General features: G+C 34.5%; 18 protein-coding genes. 13 read left to right on the top strand and 5 right to left on the bottom strand.

Going from position 1 to position 19,944, the window contains the following annotated elements:
* The first annotated feature begins 232 nt into the window (after positions 1 to 232).
* A complete protein-coding gene (locus FHR29_RS10200; RefSeq protein ID WP_243655448.1) occupies positions 233 to 1,972 on the top strand; it encodes an alpha-L-rhamnosidase C-terminal domain-containing protein in 1,740 nt (579 codons plus the stop codon).
* Positions 1,973 to 2,278: 306 nt separating this feature from the next.
* Here the strand turns inward: FHR29_RS10200 and FHR29_RS10195 are convergent, their stop codons facing one another.
* Complete coding sequence (locus FHR29_RS10195) at positions 2,279 to 3,343, bottom strand: S41 family peptidase (protein ID WP_183914389.1); 1,065 nt, start codon at positions 3,341 to 3,343, stop codon at positions 2,279 to 2,281.
* Between the two features lie 913 nt (positions 3,344 to 4,256).
* Between FHR29_RS10195 and FHR29_RS10190 the strand changes: the two genes are divergently transcribed.
* From FHR29_RS10190 to FHR29_RS10150, 9 genes are all read left to right on the top strand, one after another.
* A complete protein-coding gene (locus FHR29_RS10190) occupies positions 4,257 to 5,642 on the top strand; it encodes a hypothetical protein (protein WP_183914388.1) in 1,386 nt (461 codons plus the stop codon).
* A 3-nt stretch (positions 5,643 to 5,645) separates the two neighbouring features.
* A complete protein-coding gene (locus tag FHR29_RS10185) occupies positions 5,646 to 6,650 on the top strand; it encodes an SPFH domain-containing protein (protein ID WP_183914387.1) in 1,005 nt (334 codons plus the stop codon).
* A gap of 3 nt (positions 6,651 to 6,653) precedes the next feature.
* A complete protein-coding gene (locus FHR29_RS10180) occupies positions 6,654 to 6,875 on the top strand; it encodes a hypothetical protein (protein ID WP_132771399.1) in 222 nt (73 codons plus the stop codon).
* A 542-nt stretch (positions 6,876 to 7,417) separates the two neighbouring features.
* Entirely contained in the window at positions 7,418 to 8,575 is a 1,158-nt protein-coding gene (locus FHR29_RS10175; protein ID WP_183914386.1) for a TlpA disulfide reductase family protein, read from the top strand.
* Positions 8,576 to 8,911: 336 nt separating this feature from the next.
* Positions 8,912 to 9,835 carry a Dyp-type peroxidase gene (locus FHR29_RS10170; protein ID WP_168126056.1) on the top strand — a complete coding sequence of 308 codons (924 nt, stop codon included), beginning with the start codon at positions 8,912 to 8,914 and terminating at the stop codon, positions 9,833 to 9,835.
* A gap of 339 nt (positions 9,836 to 10,174) precedes the next feature.
* Positions 10,175 to 10,363 (top strand): hypothetical protein, encoded by a 189-nt coding sequence (locus FHR29_RS10165; protein WP_183914385.1) that lies wholly within the window; start codon positions 10,175 to 10,177, stop codon positions 10,361 to 10,363.
* Between the two features lie 140 nt (positions 10,364 to 10,503).
* Complete coding sequence (locus FHR29_RS10160; RefSeq protein WP_183914383.1) at positions 10,504 to 10,953, top strand: lysozyme; 450 nt, start codon at positions 10,504 to 10,506, stop codon at positions 10,951 to 10,953.
* 5 nt (positions 10,954 to 10,958) lie between these two features.
* Positions 10,959 to 11,339 (top strand): hypothetical protein, encoded by a 381-nt coding sequence (locus tag FHR29_RS10155; RefSeq protein ID WP_183914381.1) that lies wholly within the window; start codon positions 10,959 to 10,961, stop codon positions 11,337 to 11,339.
* Positions 11,293 to 11,796, top strand: a complete 504-nt coding sequence (locus tag FHR29_RS10150; RefSeq protein WP_168126057.1) for a hypothetical protein — start codon at positions 11,293 to 11,295, stop codon at positions 11,794 to 11,796. The genes FHR29_RS10155 and FHR29_RS10150 overlap by 47 nt, the downstream gene beginning before the upstream one ends.
* Before the next feature lie 212 nt (positions 11,797 to 12,008).
* Here the strand turns inward: FHR29_RS10150 and FHR29_RS10145 are convergent, their stop codons facing one another.
* Positions 12,009 to 12,446 (bottom strand): hypothetical protein, encoded by a 438-nt coding sequence (locus tag FHR29_RS10145; RefSeq protein ID WP_168126058.1) that lies wholly within the window; start codon positions 12,444 to 12,446, stop codon positions 12,009 to 12,011.
* Between the two features lie 447 nt (positions 12,447 to 12,893).
* On the opposite strand from FHR29_RS10145, the gene FHR29_RS10140 reads away from it, so the two are divergent.
* The gene (locus FHR29_RS10140) at positions 12,894 to 13,700 is read left to right on the top strand and encodes a helix-turn-helix domain-containing protein (protein WP_132771406.1); all 807 of its coding nucleotides are present in this window, start codon (positions 12,894 to 12,896) and stop codon (positions 13,698 to 13,700) included.
* A 345-nt stretch (positions 13,701 to 14,045) separates the two neighbouring features.
* Here the strand turns inward: FHR29_RS10140 and FHR29_RS10135 are convergent, their stop codons facing one another.
* Positions 14,046 to 15,302: a hypothetical protein gene (locus tag FHR29_RS10135; protein WP_183914379.1), complete on the bottom strand. Its 1,257-nt coding sequence runs from the start codon at positions 15,300 to 15,302 to the stop codon at positions 14,046 to 14,048.
* A gap of 567 nt (positions 15,303 to 15,869) precedes the next feature.
* Between FHR29_RS10135 and FHR29_RS10130 the strand changes: the two genes are divergently transcribed.
* Entirely contained in the window at positions 15,870 to 16,328 is a 459-nt protein-coding gene (locus FHR29_RS10130; protein WP_183914376.1) for a DoxX family membrane protein, read from the top strand.
* A 345-nt stretch (positions 16,329 to 16,673) separates the two neighbouring features.
* Here the strand turns inward: FHR29_RS10130 and FHR29_RS10125 are convergent, their stop codons facing one another.
* Both FHR29_RS10125 and FHR29_RS10120 read right to left on the bottom strand, forming a co-directional pair.
* Positions 16,674 to 17,369 (bottom strand): LytTR family DNA-binding domain-containing protein, encoded by a 696-nt coding sequence (locus FHR29_RS10125; RefSeq protein ID WP_183914374.1) that lies wholly within the window; start codon positions 17,367 to 17,369, stop codon positions 16,674 to 16,676.
* A 2-nt stretch (positions 17,370 to 17,371) separates the two neighbouring features.
* The gene (locus tag FHR29_RS10120; RefSeq protein WP_183914372.1) at positions 17,372 to 18,382 is read right to left on the bottom strand and encodes a sensor histidine kinase; all 1,011 of its coding nucleotides are present in this window, start codon (positions 18,380 to 18,382) and stop codon (positions 17,372 to 17,374) included.
* Positions 18,383 to 18,554: 172 nt separating this feature from the next.
* Between FHR29_RS10120 and FHR29_RS10115 the strand changes: the two genes are divergently transcribed.
* Entirely contained in the window at positions 18,555 to 19,943 is a 1,389-nt protein-coding gene (locus FHR29_RS10115; RefSeq protein WP_183914370.1) for a TolC family protein, read from the top strand.
* Position 19,944: the final 1 nt, after the last annotated feature.

Genomic DNA, 19,944 nt, shown 5'->3' with positions numbered 1-19,944 from the left:
GCTTGAAGCTAATAATGTCTTGGCAATATTCCATAGTGGTGAGACCTACAAGTGAAGGATGCCTTTATGCTTTAATTAGAGTTTATAAAGCTTTGGTTTTGTGCTAAAGATTCTCCAATACAGAAAAAAACTTTTTGGTCTTAAGTAGTTGAAATTTATGTGTCCATCATGAAAGTACAGGATAGTAGCCTCTTATTTATTTAATACATTTAATACTTATAAGTATCCAATTATGAATTCAAACCGTGCTATTTTAAGTTTCTTAATGCTTATTTTTTGCTTTTGTGAGATCAATGCGCAAAATAAATTAAGTGATAAGTTTAATCAAGTGAGCCCATTAACATCTGCATATGTTTATCCTACTCGTATCGTATGGAAAGAGGGAAATGTGATACATGCTACAAATTTATTAAAAAGAGGTAATGGTCAGGCAAATTTATACAACCCCAATACTGTTGTATTTAAAAATGAAAATAATCAAATAGGGACTAGCATACTATTAGACTTTGGTATTCAGATGAATGCATCTGTTGAAATCATCACAGGCATGTGGGGGGGCAATAATTTACCGAAAAATGTTCGTATACGTTTCGGGGAATCGGTTAGTGAAGCAATGTCCGAAATTGGCGTTATAGGTGCTACTAATGACCATGCAATACGAGATTTTATGATGCAAGTACCGTGGCTTGGTCGCAATCGATCTGGTGAATCTGGTTTCAGATTTGTACGTATTGATTTTTTAGAACCTAATGCTGAATTACATTTGCGAGAAGTAAGGGCTGTAGCTACCTTTCGAGATGTTCCCTATCTAGGGAGCTTTCAAAGCAGTGATGAAAGACTTAATAAAATATGGGAAGTAGGTGCATACACTGTACACGTTAACATGCAAGACTATTTATGGGATGGTATAAAAAGGGATCGTTTAGTTTGGGTAGGAGATCTTCACCCTGAAGTATCTACTGTCAATACCGTATTTGGGTATAACGAAGTTGTCCCCAGAAGTTTAGATCTTGCGAGAGAATCGACACCGCTACCCAATTGGATGTCTGGACATAGTAGTTATTCGATGTGGTGGATTATCTTGCAATATGATTGGTATATGAATTATGGGAATTTAGGATATTTAAAGGAGCAGCAACCTTATTTACAAGGATTGGTTGAGCAAATTACTGGGAAGGTTGTTAATGGAAAAGAACGGATGGATGGCGCTCGATTTTTAGATTGGCCATCAAGTGAGGATAGTGCAGCTGTACATGCAGGTCTTCAAGCACTAACTATAAGATCATTGGAGAATGCATCGGCTCTCTTTCAGATATTAGGTGATGATAGTTCAAAAAATAGATGTGACGAAACAGTTGCGCAGATGCGAAAATATATTCCGCCACTCCATCATTCAAAACAAGCCGCTGCATTGATGTCATTAGTCGGATTAATCGATGCAAAAAAAGCGTATACGGAGGTATTATCTATAGGAGGGGCGAAAAATTTTTCAACCTTTTACGGTTATTACATGCTCGAAGCAATGGCGAAAGCAGGAAAGTATCAAGAGGCTATGGAAATTATCTCGACCTATTGGGGTGCTATGCTGGATCTAGGAGCGACAACATTCTGGGAAGATTTTAATATGGATTGGTTGCCCAATGCCAGTCGTATTGATGAGCTTGTACCAGAAGGAAAATCGGATATACATGCAGATTTTGGAGCTTACTGTTATAAAGGTTTTCGTCATAGCTTAGCACATGGCTGGGCTTCAGGACCAACAGCGTGGTTATCTGAGCATGTATTAGGAATTAAAGTAGCGCAACCAGGTGGAAGGGCATATACTGTTAAACCTAATTTAGGCGATCTTAATTGGGCAGAAGGAACATTTCCAACACCTTATGGGCAGATATATGTTAAGCATGTGAAAGAACATGGACGTATCAAAACAGTGATCAAAGCACCTAAAGAAGTTAAAATAATACAAACATGAAGCAAAAAAAGAATTGTATTTTATTAAATAATACGATGTACTTGTTTCTTGAAGTGTAGAAATGCGTACAGCAATCAGAATATGATCATCACCCTGCTCAATTACTTTGGGGATACCTGGAGTGGTGAATCCACCTTAAGATTTAGGCAATCAAAATTGTGGATGTTTTATAGTAACACAACTTTTATCCAAAACCGCAATAAAAGTTGTGTGCTATAGATTATCAATTAAGGTATAAAAAAGCGATCTATGAATTTTGTTTTTCAACCCAACTGATAAAAAGAACCTTTGTTCTCAATATTCATCTTATTCATTAATATAATTCAGCGCAAATTTCAACCAATCTCCAACTGTATCATCTAAATACACATCAGGCTGAATTCCTATGTTGTCAATTGGATATTGAGGAAGTCTTGCTGAACGATAAGTTGGTAGGTATAGTGTATAATTCTCGCAACCAAACTTAAACTCTCTTATCGAACCATAATCCAACACTCCCATTGAAGGTGTTCCCAAAATTTTCACCTTTTTACTTTGACGTGCTGAAAATAAAAAATTCTCTCCGGCACTTGCTACATTTTTATTTGCTAAAATAATTATTTGTTTAGGTGCTTCTGATTTTAATGCTATCGTATCAATCGTCACTTTTTTACCATCATATAATATAAATTTGCCCAAATTATCTTTATATTCTTTTAGTCCATCTTCAATTTGGCTAATTGCTTTTAAAGAGTCTTTATGGACGTTTTGCATCGCATAATCTCGCAAGCCATTAATAAGTGTATTCGTAGACAAAAATTCGACATTCATTATTCGCAAAGGATTTGTTAAAATATACGGTAGTAGTGGTTGATAAACATCTTCAGTACCACCAAAATTATCTCTTATATCAATAATCAGTGCCTTAGATTTTTCAATTTTCTTTTGATTTAGTTTTATGAGCTCCTGTACAGGGGTAATATTGTCATATTTAAAACTTTGGATTTTTATATAAAAAACATTTGATGCTAACAACTTTCCATCTACCTCTTTTTCTTTCGGTTTTGATTCTCCCAAATTTTCGTTTTCATTTTTGTTTTTTATACTTGTTTCGATGTAAATATGCTCGTCTTTAAAAAAAGACACATAGTCATTTAACACCTTGATACAGTTGATATTAGTGGTAGTGTCGGATTTTGCAATAACTAAAGCTTTATGATTATTGTATAAATCGAATTTTCCATCAGTTTTTTGCTTAAAACCTGGATAATCAACTTCTATTTTAGTTATTAAACGTTCTAATGCCATTTGACAATTGCATTCATTTTGAGCAAAAGATATATTTATAATACAAATTATAAAATAGGAAATTAATGGTATTCTTTTCTTCATGCGATATTAATTATTTAGTTTGTTGATGTCATTTTTTTTATTGAGGTTATAATCGATACTGCTAACGTCCGTCTTTCTAAAAATTTTAATTTATATAATCAAATGTACAAAATTATGAAAATCATAGCAGCTACTTAATCGGATTGATTTGTATCTTTTGATTTACGGATTTGCAGATCCAGTGTCGTTATTAAAGATTCTTAAATCCCTTGATTGCAGTATTTGTCACAACAGATTTTTAAATCGGAGGTCCCGTCAACTATGTTCTGTATATGATAGTCCTGAAGCGCCTTAAATGCTCCAAATCGCGCATACCATTATTCGGATCTTCTTTTAACGTTGTTCGTACCTTCTTTTAACACGCTTTTAATTTCTCCCATAGTTGCACAGTACCTGTACCGCAGGTGCACCGTCCTTTTCCTTGTGTATGGACGGTGCAAGGGTGGTGCAAGTACGGCGCAGTTACGACTTTTGTTAAAAGCGGGATACTAGCATGTAGCCTTATGGTACAAAAGAGGTATTTATATCTTGCGGTAAATCTAAGTTGTTTTATTGTCTGATGGTGCTTAACTTCAAATGTTGCACTTATATAAACCGATATCAGGCTATATTTAACGTTATCATGACACGTTGCTTCTGTATTTCCAGCAAATTAAAACAACCTATTTTAAGGAATTAACATTCTGGCACCAGCGAATGGAAACAAAAGCCAAGTAAGAACGCATAAAAACCGCATATGTAAACTGGTTTAAACTTTAAACTGTAATGATAAGGAAGAAACTATCAAAAATCAGAAAGGATTTAATCGCTCTACTGTTCTGGTTATTTTGATAGCTAATCTTTAATTTGAATAATTATTTCACAGACATGAGATATTATTTATATTTTTAGTATTATAATCTGTAAAGAGAACATGGCAAAACAAATTAAGGCGTTAAAATGTCCACATTGTGGTAGTGTTAAGAAGCAGAATATTAAAGAAGACCATTATATCTGCAACAATTGTGGCACTGAGTACTTTTTGGATAATGACGATATTAACGTTAATGTAAAGCATCAATACGGCGACGGAAGATTTAATGGACTAGATCCGAAAACCAAAAAGTATCTATTTTTTGTTGTAGCTGGCATTTTGTTTTTTGTAATTTTTAGCAGTATCATCAGAACCTGTGGAAACAAAAGTGGAGGTATTTCGACTTTAGTCTCTTCCGACGATTCACCTAAGAAAAAGGAATATGTAGATCGAATCAAGGAATATTTAGCATTTACAGCATATAATAGTAAAAATCCGATGTTTCTTTTTATTATTAATCGTAGCAAAGATGCTTTTTCTCGGGAAGGTGCTGAATATTTTGCACGTTTTTATGATCCATTAAAAGAGAAAATAGTTAATGATATCCCACTTCCAGGATGGAAAGATGATTTTTATATACAAACTAGGGTTTTTAGCGATGGTGGATTTTATATCTGTGCTGATAAGAGCAATAAGGTATATAAAATTGATCCGGCAAAAAATGAAGTCATAGATGTAACGAATACCTTTTTTGGTGATGTTCCTGAATTTTCTTCTGGTATAGCTACTTTAAAATTTACACAAGATCGGGAAGGAGATGGTTTTAATATCATGACCAACGATGGGAAGGAATACTACTATTACCCTTTAGTTCGAAAAATCTATAAAGATCATATGCAGAGACGTGAGGCCGGTACAGGGCTTTCCAGCCTGTTGCCAGGTGCTAGAACGTCTGTTTATTATGCATTTTCCGAAAAAAGCAGTGATTATCCAGAAGAGAAAATCCAATTGATAAAATATTGGTATAAAAACAATTCCGGTTATCCGATCATGCTTCCTTATAGTTATCAAGTGAGTTGGCAGAAGGTGTATCAATATCCAAAGAAGTCTGGTATTTATTACGGTTCATTTCCATATACAAAGAAATTGGTGAAAGAACCTCGGATTACAAAATTTGTTGATCTCACACCAGATCGTCTTTATTTTAAAGCTGATATCGGATACCAAGATAGTACGAGTTTGTATATTACAGGATTGCCAGATGCCAATCCTGAAGGTCATACCTATATTCAGAAAATCGATACCGAAAGTGGGAAAATCATTTGGACCTATGCACCCAAAAGTGATAATTACGCTGTTGAAAGTGATATGTACGGTTATACTGGAGGAGTTGTTTTTAGCTATTACGATAGATCGGGGACTTCCAGTTCCAATCGGATCATTATTATAGCTAATGATGGTACAGTACTGAAAGATATAGACAGAGACGAAATATTTAAAAGATAGAACATGGGACTATTTAATTTTTTTAAGAGGCAAATAGCCACGGTTATAGAATGGCAACCACAGGATCAAAACGTATTGATATGGCGGTATCGGGCAGCTACAGACGAAATAAAAAATGCAAGTAAATTGATTATTTCTCCGGGACAGGGATGTGTTCTTGTTTATGAAGGCAGGATTACAGATGTGATCGACGAGGACGGGGTATACAACATCCGCACAGATAATCATCCATTTATCACTTCTCTGCTCAAAGTCGCACAGTTGTTTGAAAGTGAGCATAAAATGGGACTTTACTATTATCGTAAAGCTGAAGTTCTGAATCAGGGCTGGGGTACAGCTTCACCGATCAAGTATTTTGACGACTATTATAAGATTCCTATTCAGCTCTCAGCTTATGGTAATTTTTCGTATCGACTCAAAGATCCGGCGAAGTTTTTTTCCAACTATATCGGTTCACAGGATAACTATACTACCGAGTCTTTTCGTGAAGTCGTGCAGTCTCGAATTCTTCAAGTCTTAACTTCTAGTTTTGCGAAAGAAAAATTAGCTTTTACGGAGATAGATGCAGAGATTGATCGCTTGTCTAGAGGTATGAAAGAACAGCTCCTACAGGATCTAGAAACATTCGGCGTTCAGCTACATGATTTCAGGATTGAGGGTAATTCTTTTGATCAGGATACTCAAGATCGTATTGGAAAGATTGCTGATATTACTGCTGACAGCCAAGCGGCGACTGAAGGTGGTCTTAGCTATGTTGAGTTGGAAAAACTCCGTGCGTTGCGTGACGCTGCTAAAAACGAAGGCGGTTTAGCGGGTGCAGGAGTGGGATTGGGAGCAGGTATGAGCTTAGGAAAAGTATTTAGTAATTCAATTGATGAAGTTACACAGCCTGTGGCGGGTGTAGATCCTATGGAGCAATTAAGGAAGTTAAAACTGCTGCTCGACGAAAATATCATTACGCAGGAAGAATTTGATCAGAAGAAAAAAGAGTATTTAAATAAATTTTAGCCGATGAAACACCTCATTACATTTCTATTTGTAGCGTCATTACTCGTATTGGGATTTGTCGCCCTGAATTATATCTGGAAGTGGTTCCCGATAGATTATACTGGACTCGTAAAAGTGTTTATATCTATATTGGTGGTTATTTTCATTGGGACAGGGCTTGCAATGGTCTTTAGTGCTGGATATGCAAGAAAAGATAATCAGCGGGATGTAGGAAAAAAAGATTAATCTTATTTCATAGAAATGAACTTAAGTGTTGATCATAAAGATGCTTAGATGAGCTTCATCTTCAAAATTATTTTAATCAAAGTAAGAATGCTCAATAATAGTAAGATTTCCGTGTGATACAAAAAACGTATAACAGTCGTTTATTATTGTAAAATAAAAATCAAAGTGGGATTAAAGAACGCGAGGACGTAAAAGAAATTACTGCGCAATGCCAAATTGGAAATAATACCACCATTCAACTGCTTAAGAAAATGAATTTTGCAGAAGTCAATAGTAAATATTCGATGTTTCTCTAGGTTTTTCCTACGTGTGGTGTTTAGTGATCTTGTGTAAACTAATTCCGATTATTGGCAATATATTCCATATAGATAACACCTGTGTTAGATGTTATCATAAAAGACCCTCTATAAATCAACGCACTATACAAATACTTGTAGCGAATCATATCCTTTACTTCACGTGTAATTATTTGTTAATTAAAGCAGTAATAATTATCTTGGTGAAGGGTATTTTATGTTGCCTTAGATATTAAGCATTAGATTATGATTTTTAAAAGAGCAGTGAAAATTCTTGCTATTATATTTGTTTTCATCACTATCGTCACACCATTATTTTCACAACGAAAATTTGATATACAGGGTACTGGAAAACAAATACTGGATGGAGAAATAATATATTTAAGCTATAGAAATGAAGGGCGATATATGTTGGATTCCACATTTGTTAAGAATAATAGTTTTAAGTTTGAAGGAATTATAGGAAATATACCTATTCGGGCTTCTTTATATCGGAATCAGAATCCTACGCACAATTATGATTTTATTTACGATCGGTTAAGCTTATACCTCGAAGAGGGAATAATTTCTGTTCAAAGTATGGATTCGTTAAATAATGCGCGTATAAGTGGAACTGCTGTCAATAATACGTTTCAACTATTACAGGAAAGATTAGCTCTTTTGGAAAAAGAACGACTTTCAATAAAAGATCCAGATTACTTTAGCGAAGAAGAAAGGAAAGATACTGCTTTAGTAAATAAGAATAGGAGTTTACTGGAAGCTAATTATTATAAACAATTTGATGTTCAACTAGCATTTGCCAAAGAATTTTCTAACTCCTATGTCAGCCTAGATCTTGTGAACAACATAGCCAGGAATAATAAATACAATCATTTAGCGGAAGAGGTATTTAATTTATTATCTGATAGTCTACTGCAATTGCCAAAGGCTGCAGTAACAAAAGAGTCTTTTTTAAATAAAAACAAGGTTCGCATTGGATCTATTGCCCCTGAATTTGAAATGAACGATAGGTTTGGAAGAAATATTAAATTGTCAAATTACAAAGGTAAGTATTTATTGTTAGATTTTTGGGCATCGTGGTGTTTACCCTGTAGGCAAGAACATCCTAACTTACTAGTGCTGTGTGATGATTTTAAGGGAGCTAATTTTGATATTTTGAGCGTTTCTATAGATAGTAAAAAAGATAAGTGGCTAAATGCTATTATTGAAGATGGTTTAATATGGAGTCAGATTTCTGATCTTAAAGCTAGTAACGGCGAGGTTTACTTGAACTACGGTATAAGTACTATACCGTGCAACTTTTTACTTGATCCCCAGGGAAAAGTGATTGCTAAGGATTTAAAAGGTCAAGATTTGAGAGATAAAATAAAAGAAGTGGTGAATATACAAGCGAATATGCACTAATTATGTTTATAAATATAATTTTGCTTTTTGAAATTGTTTACAGGATCGAGTGTCTCACTGTTTTTGTTTTCCATATTATTCATACAAGTAGATCTATTTAATTCATAGTTTAATGAAATCCATCTCAATAGGTCTTGCTTTTTACTTCCTTCTCTAGAAAATGATTATCTTTAAACTTGATATAACTCCAAAATTGAATATAGGGGAATAAGCAGGGCGGGGGTTACCGTATATTTGCATAAAGCAATAGCTCTGTCAAAAATGAACCATGTGATTACTTCTATGAGCGCTTAGGTCAAGAACGCTTAATGATAAAATTGATAAAGACTTTAATTTATGGATACTAATCCACAAAATGTATTAGATTATACAAATAACAACACCATTTTTATGGTATGGAATATTAAGAGTGGTATTGAGGTAAAAGAAACCTTCAAACAGCTCTGTGCTCTTATCATTAATCTTAATAATTCTGGAAATGTTCGCTTTCCAAATTCCGGAGCTAGCGTGGTCATGGGTATCAGTTTGGAAGCTTGGATTAAATTAGATTTACCTTTGCCGTTACCTAAGGAGTTTGAAGTTTTTGAACAAATTACGGGGAGCAAACATACAGCGGTATCCACAAGAGGAGATCTTCATTTTCACGTCAGAGCTAGTGAAAATAGTTATTGTATCGATACGGCAGCAGTTATTTCCACACTACTGCAAAATATAGCAGTTTGCGTAGAAGAAGTGCATGGTTTTAGATATTGGGACAGTCGCAGTATTCTTGGATTCGTAGACGGTACCGAAAATCCGCATGGCCAAGAAAGGGCCACTTTTGGAATTATAGGTGATGAAGATCCCGCTTATAAAGGATGTAGTTATTTGTTTGTACAGCAATATTTACATAATATGTCCGCATGGAAATCTTTGCCCGTGAGTGAACAGGAAAAAGTTATTGGTAGGTCGAAATCTGATGATATCGAGATGCCTGATGGTGTAAAACCCTCAAATTCACATTCAGCACTTGCAAATGTGGGTGATGATCTTAAAATTGTTCGAGACAATATGCCTTTTGGTAAAGTAGGGACCAATGAAATGGGGACTTATTTTATTGCTTACGCCAGCTCTTTTATTACGATAAAAAAGATGCTAAACAATATGTTTATCGGCGTGCCTGTAGGTAATTATGATCGAATATTAGATTTTAGCACTGCAAAAACGGGTACTTTATTTTTTGTTCCAACATTCGATATGCTGGATGCATTTTCGGACTAGGATATCGCTATCGATTAAATATAGCAAGACATAGTGTAAATTTTAGAAGACTTAAAATCTGCGGTAAACGAATAAAGCCATTCTATAAGGAATGGCTTTATTCGTTTACATAAACTTACGGTATTAAGTGTATTGATTAAAACCAGTCTTATTGCAGCTTGGGCTCTCTATATTGCTGTTAGGGAAGTAGTTATTGTGTATCAGCATGATCTATGAAGACCGTGTTTTATTATTTTCGGTATCTTGTCTATACCGCTTACATACTCCATATTTCTAGTCTTTTTATACTGTATGCCCATTACTTTTGTAGTAAGATAAATCAAATTAGATAAGGCAAACATGAAAGAGAAGTTTTTAATCGCCCTCACAGCACAATATAAAGATTTGGGATTTGAGGCAAATGCAATTGTAAAAGTAGCTCACTATTTAGCAAAAAAAGTACTTTATGAAGAAGATATTGATGGGGTTTTCCAAAATGTAGAAGGGTTGTTAAATACTTTTCAAACTGATGGAGATATAGGTGGTTAGCTTATGGTTGAGAAAGTTAAAGTGTTCATCATGAATTCTTGGCTATTGTTGCCAATAACTTTTGATTTATTTCTGTTTTGAAAAATAGAATCTATGAGCTCTCCTGTTGGAGGGCTTTTTTTAACATAAATACTTGAATTATGAAAATAGGACAAAAAGGATTACAACTAATAAAAGATTTTGAAGGTTGGTATAGCACTCCCTATAGGGATCCCATAGGTATTGCGACTATTGGCTACGGATTTACCTATTACTTACCTAACCGTCGAAAAGTGAAGATGGATGATCCACAATTAACCAGGATAGAAGGAGAAGCTATGCTTTTAGAAATTCTATCCAATTATGAGAATGACGTTAAACGATTGTTAATGAAAAAATTAAATCAAAATCAATTCGATGCATTAGTGTCTTTTACTTACAATCTTGGCGCAACTAATTTAGGAAGGTCAACATTGCTAAAGAAGATTAATACCAATCCTGAAGACACTCGTATTGTTGAAGAATTTCTAAAATGGAATAAGGCTGGAGGGAAGATTTTACCTGGTCTTATTCGCAGAAGACAGGCAGAATCAGATTTATATTTTAGTTAGTGTATATGGAATTGGTAGAATTATTAGAGCGGTTTGGAGCTCCGTTGATTACTGGAATCTGCGGTTATCTCGTTGGACGTCCAAAACAAAAAGCAGAGGTGGAAGCCACCAATGTTGAAAATGCAGGTAAAGTCATAGATAAATGGGCCAGTTATGCAGATCATCTGGAGAAAAACATCGAACAGTTGCGTGCTGCAATTGAAGAATTGAATGAAGCACTGGAGCTAGTTAATGATGAAAAAGCTTTTTGTGCAAAGACATTAACGAAGTTACAGATCGAATACGATGACCTCAAAAAGCTTTATAACGAGTTACAGATTGAATTAAGGAGGATGAAAAATGAAAAAAATATTAAAATTGACCGCCATCATGTTACTGGTGAGTAGCTGCGGTCTCTTAAAGAAAAAATCGAAGGTAGTAGAATCACAAAAGTATGAAGCCGGCACAACAATGCAGGGAGATTTCCGGTATAATCACCAAACTCAAATAAAAAGGAAAGCGAATGTACAATCATTTGCTAAGTTAGATGGTGAGTCTAAAACAGAATTTGAAGGAGAAGATATTACGCTGGAAAAAAATGGAAACGTTCGAATGGGTAAAGGAAAAGTCATTATTCATGAAATCGAGCGATCCAATACAATGCAATTAGTAAATCGGACAGAAGATATAAATTACTCTGAAAAAAAACAAGCATCCCATGCGGCAAAGCAAAGAGTTGCTTTTAAAAAAGTTTCGTCAAAGCAGGTAAGTAAACCGGAATACCACTTCTTTATCTGGTTTTTCGCAGCCTTAATTATTATGATATTTCTTTGGTTCCGCTGGCTAAAGAAAAAGATTAAATAATTATGCTTCATAAATAAAAAGACCACTTACAGTTTGATAAGATGGTCTTTTATTATTTCTTGAAGGCGGTTTCCTGTATGGGCAGTGTAAATGGTTTTTCTGATTAAATTCCTGGTTATTTTTAGAAATAAATACATATTAGACTTTCTATATGAGGCGTGCTGTTATAATCAATTTCTGATTAGGTAATTCCACATAACGATATTACTTATTTAGTTACTATTAGATCGGCTATGAATGAGATAATAATTTGCGATCTGTTTGATTTCTTTTTTAAAATCACTGTAGAGATCGTATTGATTACATGCGCAGATAATAGATTTTTGTAAAGTATCGTTGCTGATATTTAAATAAGGTAAAGTTTCCTTATAAATGGAGCTTTTAACCTTGGTTTTTAATAATACTAATTTTTCAGGTTGAAAGATTCTTAATACAACCGATATGGCTTTATAGCGATGTTGGATATCTTTATAGTTGATATATTCACCTCTGATCTGCACAGGATTGATACCCACAAAAGCACAGTAGCAGTCAAGTACCGCATGAATTTTGGACAAATCAGGTTCATACATCTTATTGATCGTTTTTAGTACTTCCGGATGATTTTCTGTTAAAAAGTTCATAATAAAAGAATGATATAATGTGTTCATGTTTTTAATTGTTAATCGTTTTATAATTCAGTTAGCGGAATACAAAGCTGTCATAATCGGACACTTGATGATGATCTGGACTGGAATTGTGATCCATGATGCCGGATGAGCAGATTATTAGGTCGTGTGGCTAATGCTAGTGGTGCTGATTTTATTTTCATAATCTTATTTTTGACTTATATATTGCTATAATATTTAAATGGAATTTCAAATGTTAAACAAAGTTAAACATTAAAGTTAAACTTGCAAGATTTTTTGCAATTAATATTAGGCTGTTATAACACTAATATTGAAAATTATAAACTTTTTTGTTTACAATTAAATTATTGAAATAGAGTATTTTACGTGTTTTTTATTGCAAATTATTTGTTAAGGTTAACTAGATTGTGTAACTTAGTCTCAGGTTGTTATGTTATTGTGTAACAATTGTTAAATACTATGAAAATCATGGAATTATACCTAAGTAATAATTTTGAGGTATTACGCTTGGAAATGAAGGTGACCAATCGTGAATTTGCAGCTATTTTAGGTGTAAGAGAGCAAGTCTATTCACGTATTAAAAAAGGCGAATATCCAATTGGTCTTACGATGAAGACGCGCATAGAAAATGCCTTTCCGAAGGTCAATTATGATTGGTTGGTGCATAATAGTGGAGAACGTGAGAAGCGTGAATTTGCTGTTCAGTCAGGTTCTGTTTCTATGATGCATGTGGGCAACGGTAAATCCATCGGTTATTTTTCGGATGAAGTGAAATTCATGGATGAAAATAAAAATAATATCTTTTTTGAAGTTTCCCCTGGTCGCTATTTGATGCAAACCAAATTAGTGACGGAGAAGGCAAAAGCGGGTTATTTATCAGGTTTTTCCGATTCTGAATATATGGATGATTTACCTGCACATTTTATTACGGTCAATGAGTTCCACCGTGGTATATATCGTTCTTTTGAAGTCAGTGGCGACAGTATGACAGATGGAACGGATGCAAGTGTTTTGGATGGCGATATCGTTACTGGACGTTTGATAAAAAGAGAATTGTGGCAATCTAAATTTCATACCCATAAATATCGCTATTGGGTTATTGTCCACCGCTACGAAGGTGTCATTATCAAAGAAATTATCGATCATGATGTTGAGAAAGGAATACTTACCTTACATTCTCTAAATACCGATAAGGATAGATATCCAGATTTTACGATTATTCTCGATGATGTCGATCAGATATTCAATGTCGTGGATATCAGTCGGTCGCTATAATCTGCTCAAATAAAAGCTGATGCTCGCACAGTTTATTTTATGATGTGAGAAATCTCTTATTATAACCTGTCGATTAAAGCCAGCTTATTATTAATAAAGTCTGCGTTTTGATTAAATTTTAGAAATTGAAATATTTGGTTCTAACACATACTTAGTCAAAATGATCTGAAGGACAGTTATATAAAGAGGAGCGAGGTCTAGCGAAAATTGCTATTATGTCCTTTTCAAGTACCTTCATGTTGGGTAAAACTGTTTGCTGTCTGAACTTTTTTGAAAAGCAATTTGTTGTGTGATTTTGCAATCATATTTCAAGGAATTTCTTCAACTGTAAAATTTCAATCTCGATTAGCAATTGTAATAAGGCTCAGGTGTTAGCACTTCAATGCCCAAAAGCTCTTGTAAAGGTTGCACATAGGCATCCAATGCATTTTGTTCGCCGTAATAAATTGCCACTAAATCATCAGATTTTAATCGAACAAAAAATTCGACATAACCACCACCTTTTGCAGGTAACACATTTTGTACAATAATTTGACTTATATCAGTACGATTAAACTGAATAGCATATTGATCTCCCGTAAAACCAAATGTGTGATCATTTGCTAGCCACACGGCATTGTGATATTGGGTATTTTCATTCAATAATTGTGGTACGGCGATAACATTAGCATTATTTTTATAATCGGGCTGAAAATCTAGCCAGGTTTCAAACGATAGAATTTTTGTCGTTTCTGGGTTTAATTCAATTGTGTCACGTGCAATTACTTCCGAATAATCCCTATAATTATTAATCGATAATGATGTTCCGCCGTCATCATATTGACTATCTACATCATAAGTATAACAGATCGACAAACCTATGCCATCTAAATCAAATGTTAGGTATTTTTGATCGTCCCGTTCGTATCCCGCATTTTCGATGTCAGTAGGAATTTCTTCCAGCCAAAGTTTACGCAATTCGTAATAACTTTTATCGCTATTCGAGTCGGCATATAATGTTGTGAAATAAGATTGAACAGCAATATTTTGACGATCGTTTTCATCGTAATAAAACTCCAGATTATTTATAACTAAAGAACCTATTCGAACAGGATAATCGATTTTAAAGTAGCTCGTTTCAAACTCTGATTCGTACAAATGACCAATATTCAGTTTTAAGAATTCTTCGTATGATGTATCCCAAGAAACAAATAGAGGGGGAGTTGTTTGTACTTCAAGTCCATCAATATAGTCGCTGTGTCGTTCTGTAAGTATTTGATAATTTGTTTCCTTTTTATCAATCCAAATACGGTGTTTCTGTTCCTTTTTGCTATTTATGATTTTAAAGAATAATGCATTGTCAAAGCCAAAACGTTCAGATAGTTGTGGATAGATTTTAGAAAAACCATTTTGCAGAATGGGAATGTAGTGTTGTCTGTAGTCGAACAAAAATAGGTATGGATCCTCACCCAAAATTTCGACGTAGGCATATTTTAATATAGATAAATTAACACGCTCTTCATTGGTATGATCTTCATAAAAAAGATGATCATCTTGGATATGGATATTTCCCGGTTCTGTTTCTTTCGGATAAGAATTTTTCTTTTTGAATAGATTGAGCATACGTGTCTGTTTTATATTTGACTGTAATTGAAAAGATTCTCTATATCAAAGATAAGTAGTTTTCTCTTTTGTAGCATTAGCTGAAAATGGGGGTTTTTGACTGTCAGGTCAATTCTATATGAAAATATCCAATCGGAAATTTCAGATCTCAATTGGCCAAATTTAAAAAATCACCATTCTCGTTTTAAGCTGCCAATCTAAATAAAAATACATTGTATCCATTTGGACGTCACACGTTTTGTAATACAGAAATATAAGTCGCAATTTTTAGTGAGAGCCACGTCGTAAGATGTGGTTTTTTTTTATATTTTTATTTAGGCCAATGATATGTGGATCTTATCTCTTTTTTAATCATAAGTTGGATGTTTTTTAGAAAAAGAGAATGCATTTATTTTATTCAATTTCATGTATTTTAAGTTGTCTTTCTGTTCATGGTTAGTACATTAAAAATGTTCTTATCCTACTATTGATGATATAAAAAAAGAAAAAGTAATCTCATTTCTTAAACTGGTTTAATTACATTAATTTCTGTAAGATATAATTTTGACCAATAAAATTCTTAAAAAAATGAATCAGAAGTATTTTCAATTATTTGTTCGCATCACTGTGGCGATTGCATTTTTATCGGCTGTAGCAGACCGGTTTGGCATTTGGGGAAATCCAGGAAGTAAGAATGTCTCCTGGGGAGATTGGGGACATTTTGTAGATTACTCCAATAGACTTAATTTCTTTGTATCTCCTGCAATCGGAGAGGTTTTAGCGATTATAGCCACGGGTTTAGAAATTGTTTTTTCCTTGCTACTGCTTATTGGATACAAAACAAAAATGATCAGTTTTGCATCTGGTCTTTTATTAACAATTTTTGCTGTATCCATGACAATATCTGTGGGAATTAAACCTACTTTTGATTATTCAGTATGGATAAGTGCCTCCGCATGTTTCCTTTTGGGAACTTTAAATGGATATTCATATAGTTTAGATGCATACTTGATTAATAAATCTTTTAAAACGAAATGTTTGGATTGATTAACTCCTAATTTTAACAGCATTTAGCATTGTTAATTCATTTCTTCAGCATATCATAGCAAGAACTACGAATATAAATACTGGAGTGAAAATCACAGAACGTCCCGTCGTCGTGAAATGAATGGATTTTAGAGGGTTTGTATAGAGCGTTGTCACGTGCTATTTTTTCGGGATGTATTAAAGTAATTAACTTTATTACATCCTTTTATAAGGAATTGGTTCTGGTCATTTATGGTGTTTTGAGCATCTATTATTGAAAAATAATCATTTTTGAACTTCCGCCAATTTCATATTAAAAAAGACAGATTGCAATAATCGATTAAGTATTAGTAATAAGGGAAGGAATTATGTGTTTTCCAATTTTTCTTGTAGTTCCCTTCTAAAAGTGATTCCAACGGGAAGGTTCATATTATTGATCTGCACCAGACCATGCTCATATTTGCTGACCTTATTGATAGAAGCAATATACGATTTATGGATGCGGACAAATTTAGAGGCAGGCAATTGTTTTAAAATCTGTTGCGTGGTGATGGCGGTGAGGTACGTCTGTGCCGGAGTGACAATTTTTACATAGTTACCAAAACTTTGTATAAAATCAATTTGTGAAAGCTTAATCTCAATAAGCCGACCATCCATACGGATAGTGATTGTTTTAGGTTCATCTTCTGATGGAATAGCACTATTGTTGTAGGATAGAAAACGTTGTAAAGCTTTAAAAAAGCGAGGAAAAGATATAGGTTTCAATAGATAGTCGACCACCCCATAATCATAACTTTCTAAAGCATATTCCGAATATGCTGTTGTCAGTATTATTTTTGGAGGATTATCTAGCATTTTCAAAAACTCCATCCCAGTAATTTCTGGCATATCAATATCCAGAAAGATAAGATCAACCCTATTATTTCTCAGATATTCCAGCGCTTCAAATGCATTGTAGCATTGGGCTACCAACTCCAGATCAGCGCTTCTTTCAATATAATTGACCAATACATAATGTGCAGCTGGTTCGTCGTCAACCACAATGCAGCGATTTTTATCCATTGCTAAAGATTTATGACCAAGGAGATCTCAAACTCTTCCTTATTTGCATTCGTATTCAATTGATAGCGACTAGGGTATAATAACTTCAAGCGCGCTACCGTATTTTCTAAACCTATTTTTGCTGAAAATACATTCCTTTTTTTTATGGGGACTGAATTTTGTACATGCAAATATAAGGTCCCTTTTTCAATTTTTATTGAGATCGCTACGTAACAATCTTCTATACTACAGGTACCATGTTTAAAAGCATTCTCAATAAATGTGATCAGCAGCATCGGTGCAATTTGGTTGTTGATTCCCACTTCTGGTTGATAATCAAAATCAATTTTTGTACGATAACCTAAACGTTCGCGTTCCAATTCGATATAACTTGATATAAAATCAATCTCATCGTCCATTGAGACAAATTCCCTGTCGCTGCTTTCCATTTGATAACGTAGTAATTGTGATACTTTGATAATCAGTTCGGAGGTACGTTCCGGAAATTTAAGGCTGATCCCATAGATTGTATTTAAAGTATTAAACAAAAAGTGAGGATTCAGCTGCTTTTTTAAATTAGACAATTGCGTTTGATTGGAAAGTAGTTCTCTTCTTGTTTTTAATCGCTGGAAACGATAAAATTCGATAAATTGGATACTTCCTAAAATACATACTAGCGATCCTAGCAGTACCCCAACTTGATAATGGAAAGTTTTCTGAGCGAGGTTTTTGTACAGAAAGCAATTCTTATAAATTACATTTTCGGTGATTTCCTTTAGAATAAAAGCAAAAACCAGGAGTATTGCGGTCGAAGACAACGCATAAAGTATGGCTTTATTTTTTTTAATCAGATTTGGCAGCAGAAAAAAACGGTTCACCTGTGCGTGTATGTATAAGATCAGAAAATAGACCAACCCCATTAAAAAGCCTTTCCAGCTTAAGATCAAAATCCAATCATTCAAAGTAAAGAGGATAAACGAGAAAATCAATAATGCGATTTCCTGTATGATCTTATTCTCCAGAATCTTTCTCATAATCCCTTGTTTTTGTTAAAAATCTGTTACAAAGTAAAAGTATTAAGTTTATAACCACCGAAAAATAAATGACGAATTAAATTGGTCACTTTTAAACGCTATAGATCATTTTAAACTAATAGTGCATCGTACTTGGGGCTTATCTTCGTTTCCATAAAATGATATATAACCTATGCTGAAATTGAATTTAGTGTTGTCATTGGCTGTATCACTTGCGACCTCAACCTCATTTGCACAGAAGCTTACCATCCGAGATGCTGTAGACCAAGGTCTTGCAAATTATGGAATGATCAAGGCAAAGAGGTATTATGTCCAATCCTCACTACAGACCAACGAACAAGTAAAACGCGACTTCTGGCCTAATTTGACAGTCGTAGCACAACAAGATTATGGAACCATTAATGGACAAAATGGTCCATTATACGGATTTGGGGGGCTGGGAGTAGCTTCCTCAGGAGCAGCCCTTCCAGAACAGAATTGGAATGCTGCCTTTGGAGCCCTGTATCTAGCAAACATGAATTGGGATATCTACACTTTTGGCCGAAAAAAGGAACGAATAGAATTGAGTAAGGCCGATAGTAAACGACTAGAAATTGATCTCCAACAAGAACAATTTCAACATAAGATCAGGATTGTAGCCGCTTACTTAAATCTTCTGGCGAGTCAGCGTCTCCAAATAAATCAACAGAAAAATCTAGATCGCGCATTAGTCTTTTTTAATATTGCGGCCACTAAAGCCAAGAATGGGATTTTGCCCGGTGTCGATTCAACCTTGGCTTCGGCTGAGGTTTCTCGTGCAAAAATCAGCTTGAATCAAGCTGGAGAAAATGTGAAAGAACAAAATAATAAATTAACGGTATTGATGGGAATCAATGCAACAGACCTTCAAATTGACACGGGGTTAGTGACAAGAACACCAGCTCAGTCGCTTGCAGTAGATGTATCTCTGGTAGGCAATAATCCTATACTTCAATATTACAGAAGTCGAATTGAAGTTGGTGAGCAACAGCTAAAGTTATCAAGCAAAGAATACTTACCAACTCTGTCTGCCTTTGGTGTATTTCAGGCACGCGGTTCTGGATTCAAAAGTGAATATGCGACAGATCTCCAAGCATTCACAAGCAACTATTGGAATGGTATTCGTCCCAATAGGCAAAATTATCTTTTGGGGTTAGGGATCAATTGGAATATTACATCTATTGCACGAGTGAATAAAAAAATCAGTGCGCAGCGCTACACCAACGATGCTTTACGTGAGGAATATCAAACCACGGAAGCGCAATTTTTTGCACAACTGGATGCTGCTGAGGTTAAGATGCGATTAGCACAGCAAAGCGACGCTGAAGCACCTAAACAGGTATCAGCAGCTTTACAAGCTTATAATCAAAAGATGACCATGTACAAAAATGGTCTGGCTACGCTTGTTGATATCACCCAAACGTTATATACACTGAATCGAGCCGAGACAGACCGCGAAATCGTCCATATTAACCTCTGGCAATCATTATTACTGAAAGCCGCCTCCGCTGGAGATTTCGATATTTTTAACAAAGAACTATAAA

This window comes from Sphingobacterium sp. JUb56, from assembly GCF_014191365.1.
GTDB lineage: Bacteria > Bacteroidota > Bacteroidia > Sphingobacteriales > Sphingobacteriaceae > Sphingobacterium > Sphingobacterium anhuiense.
Note: the sequence above shows the minus strand (reverse complement) of the source record. Positions and strands in the feature narration are given on the sequence as shown.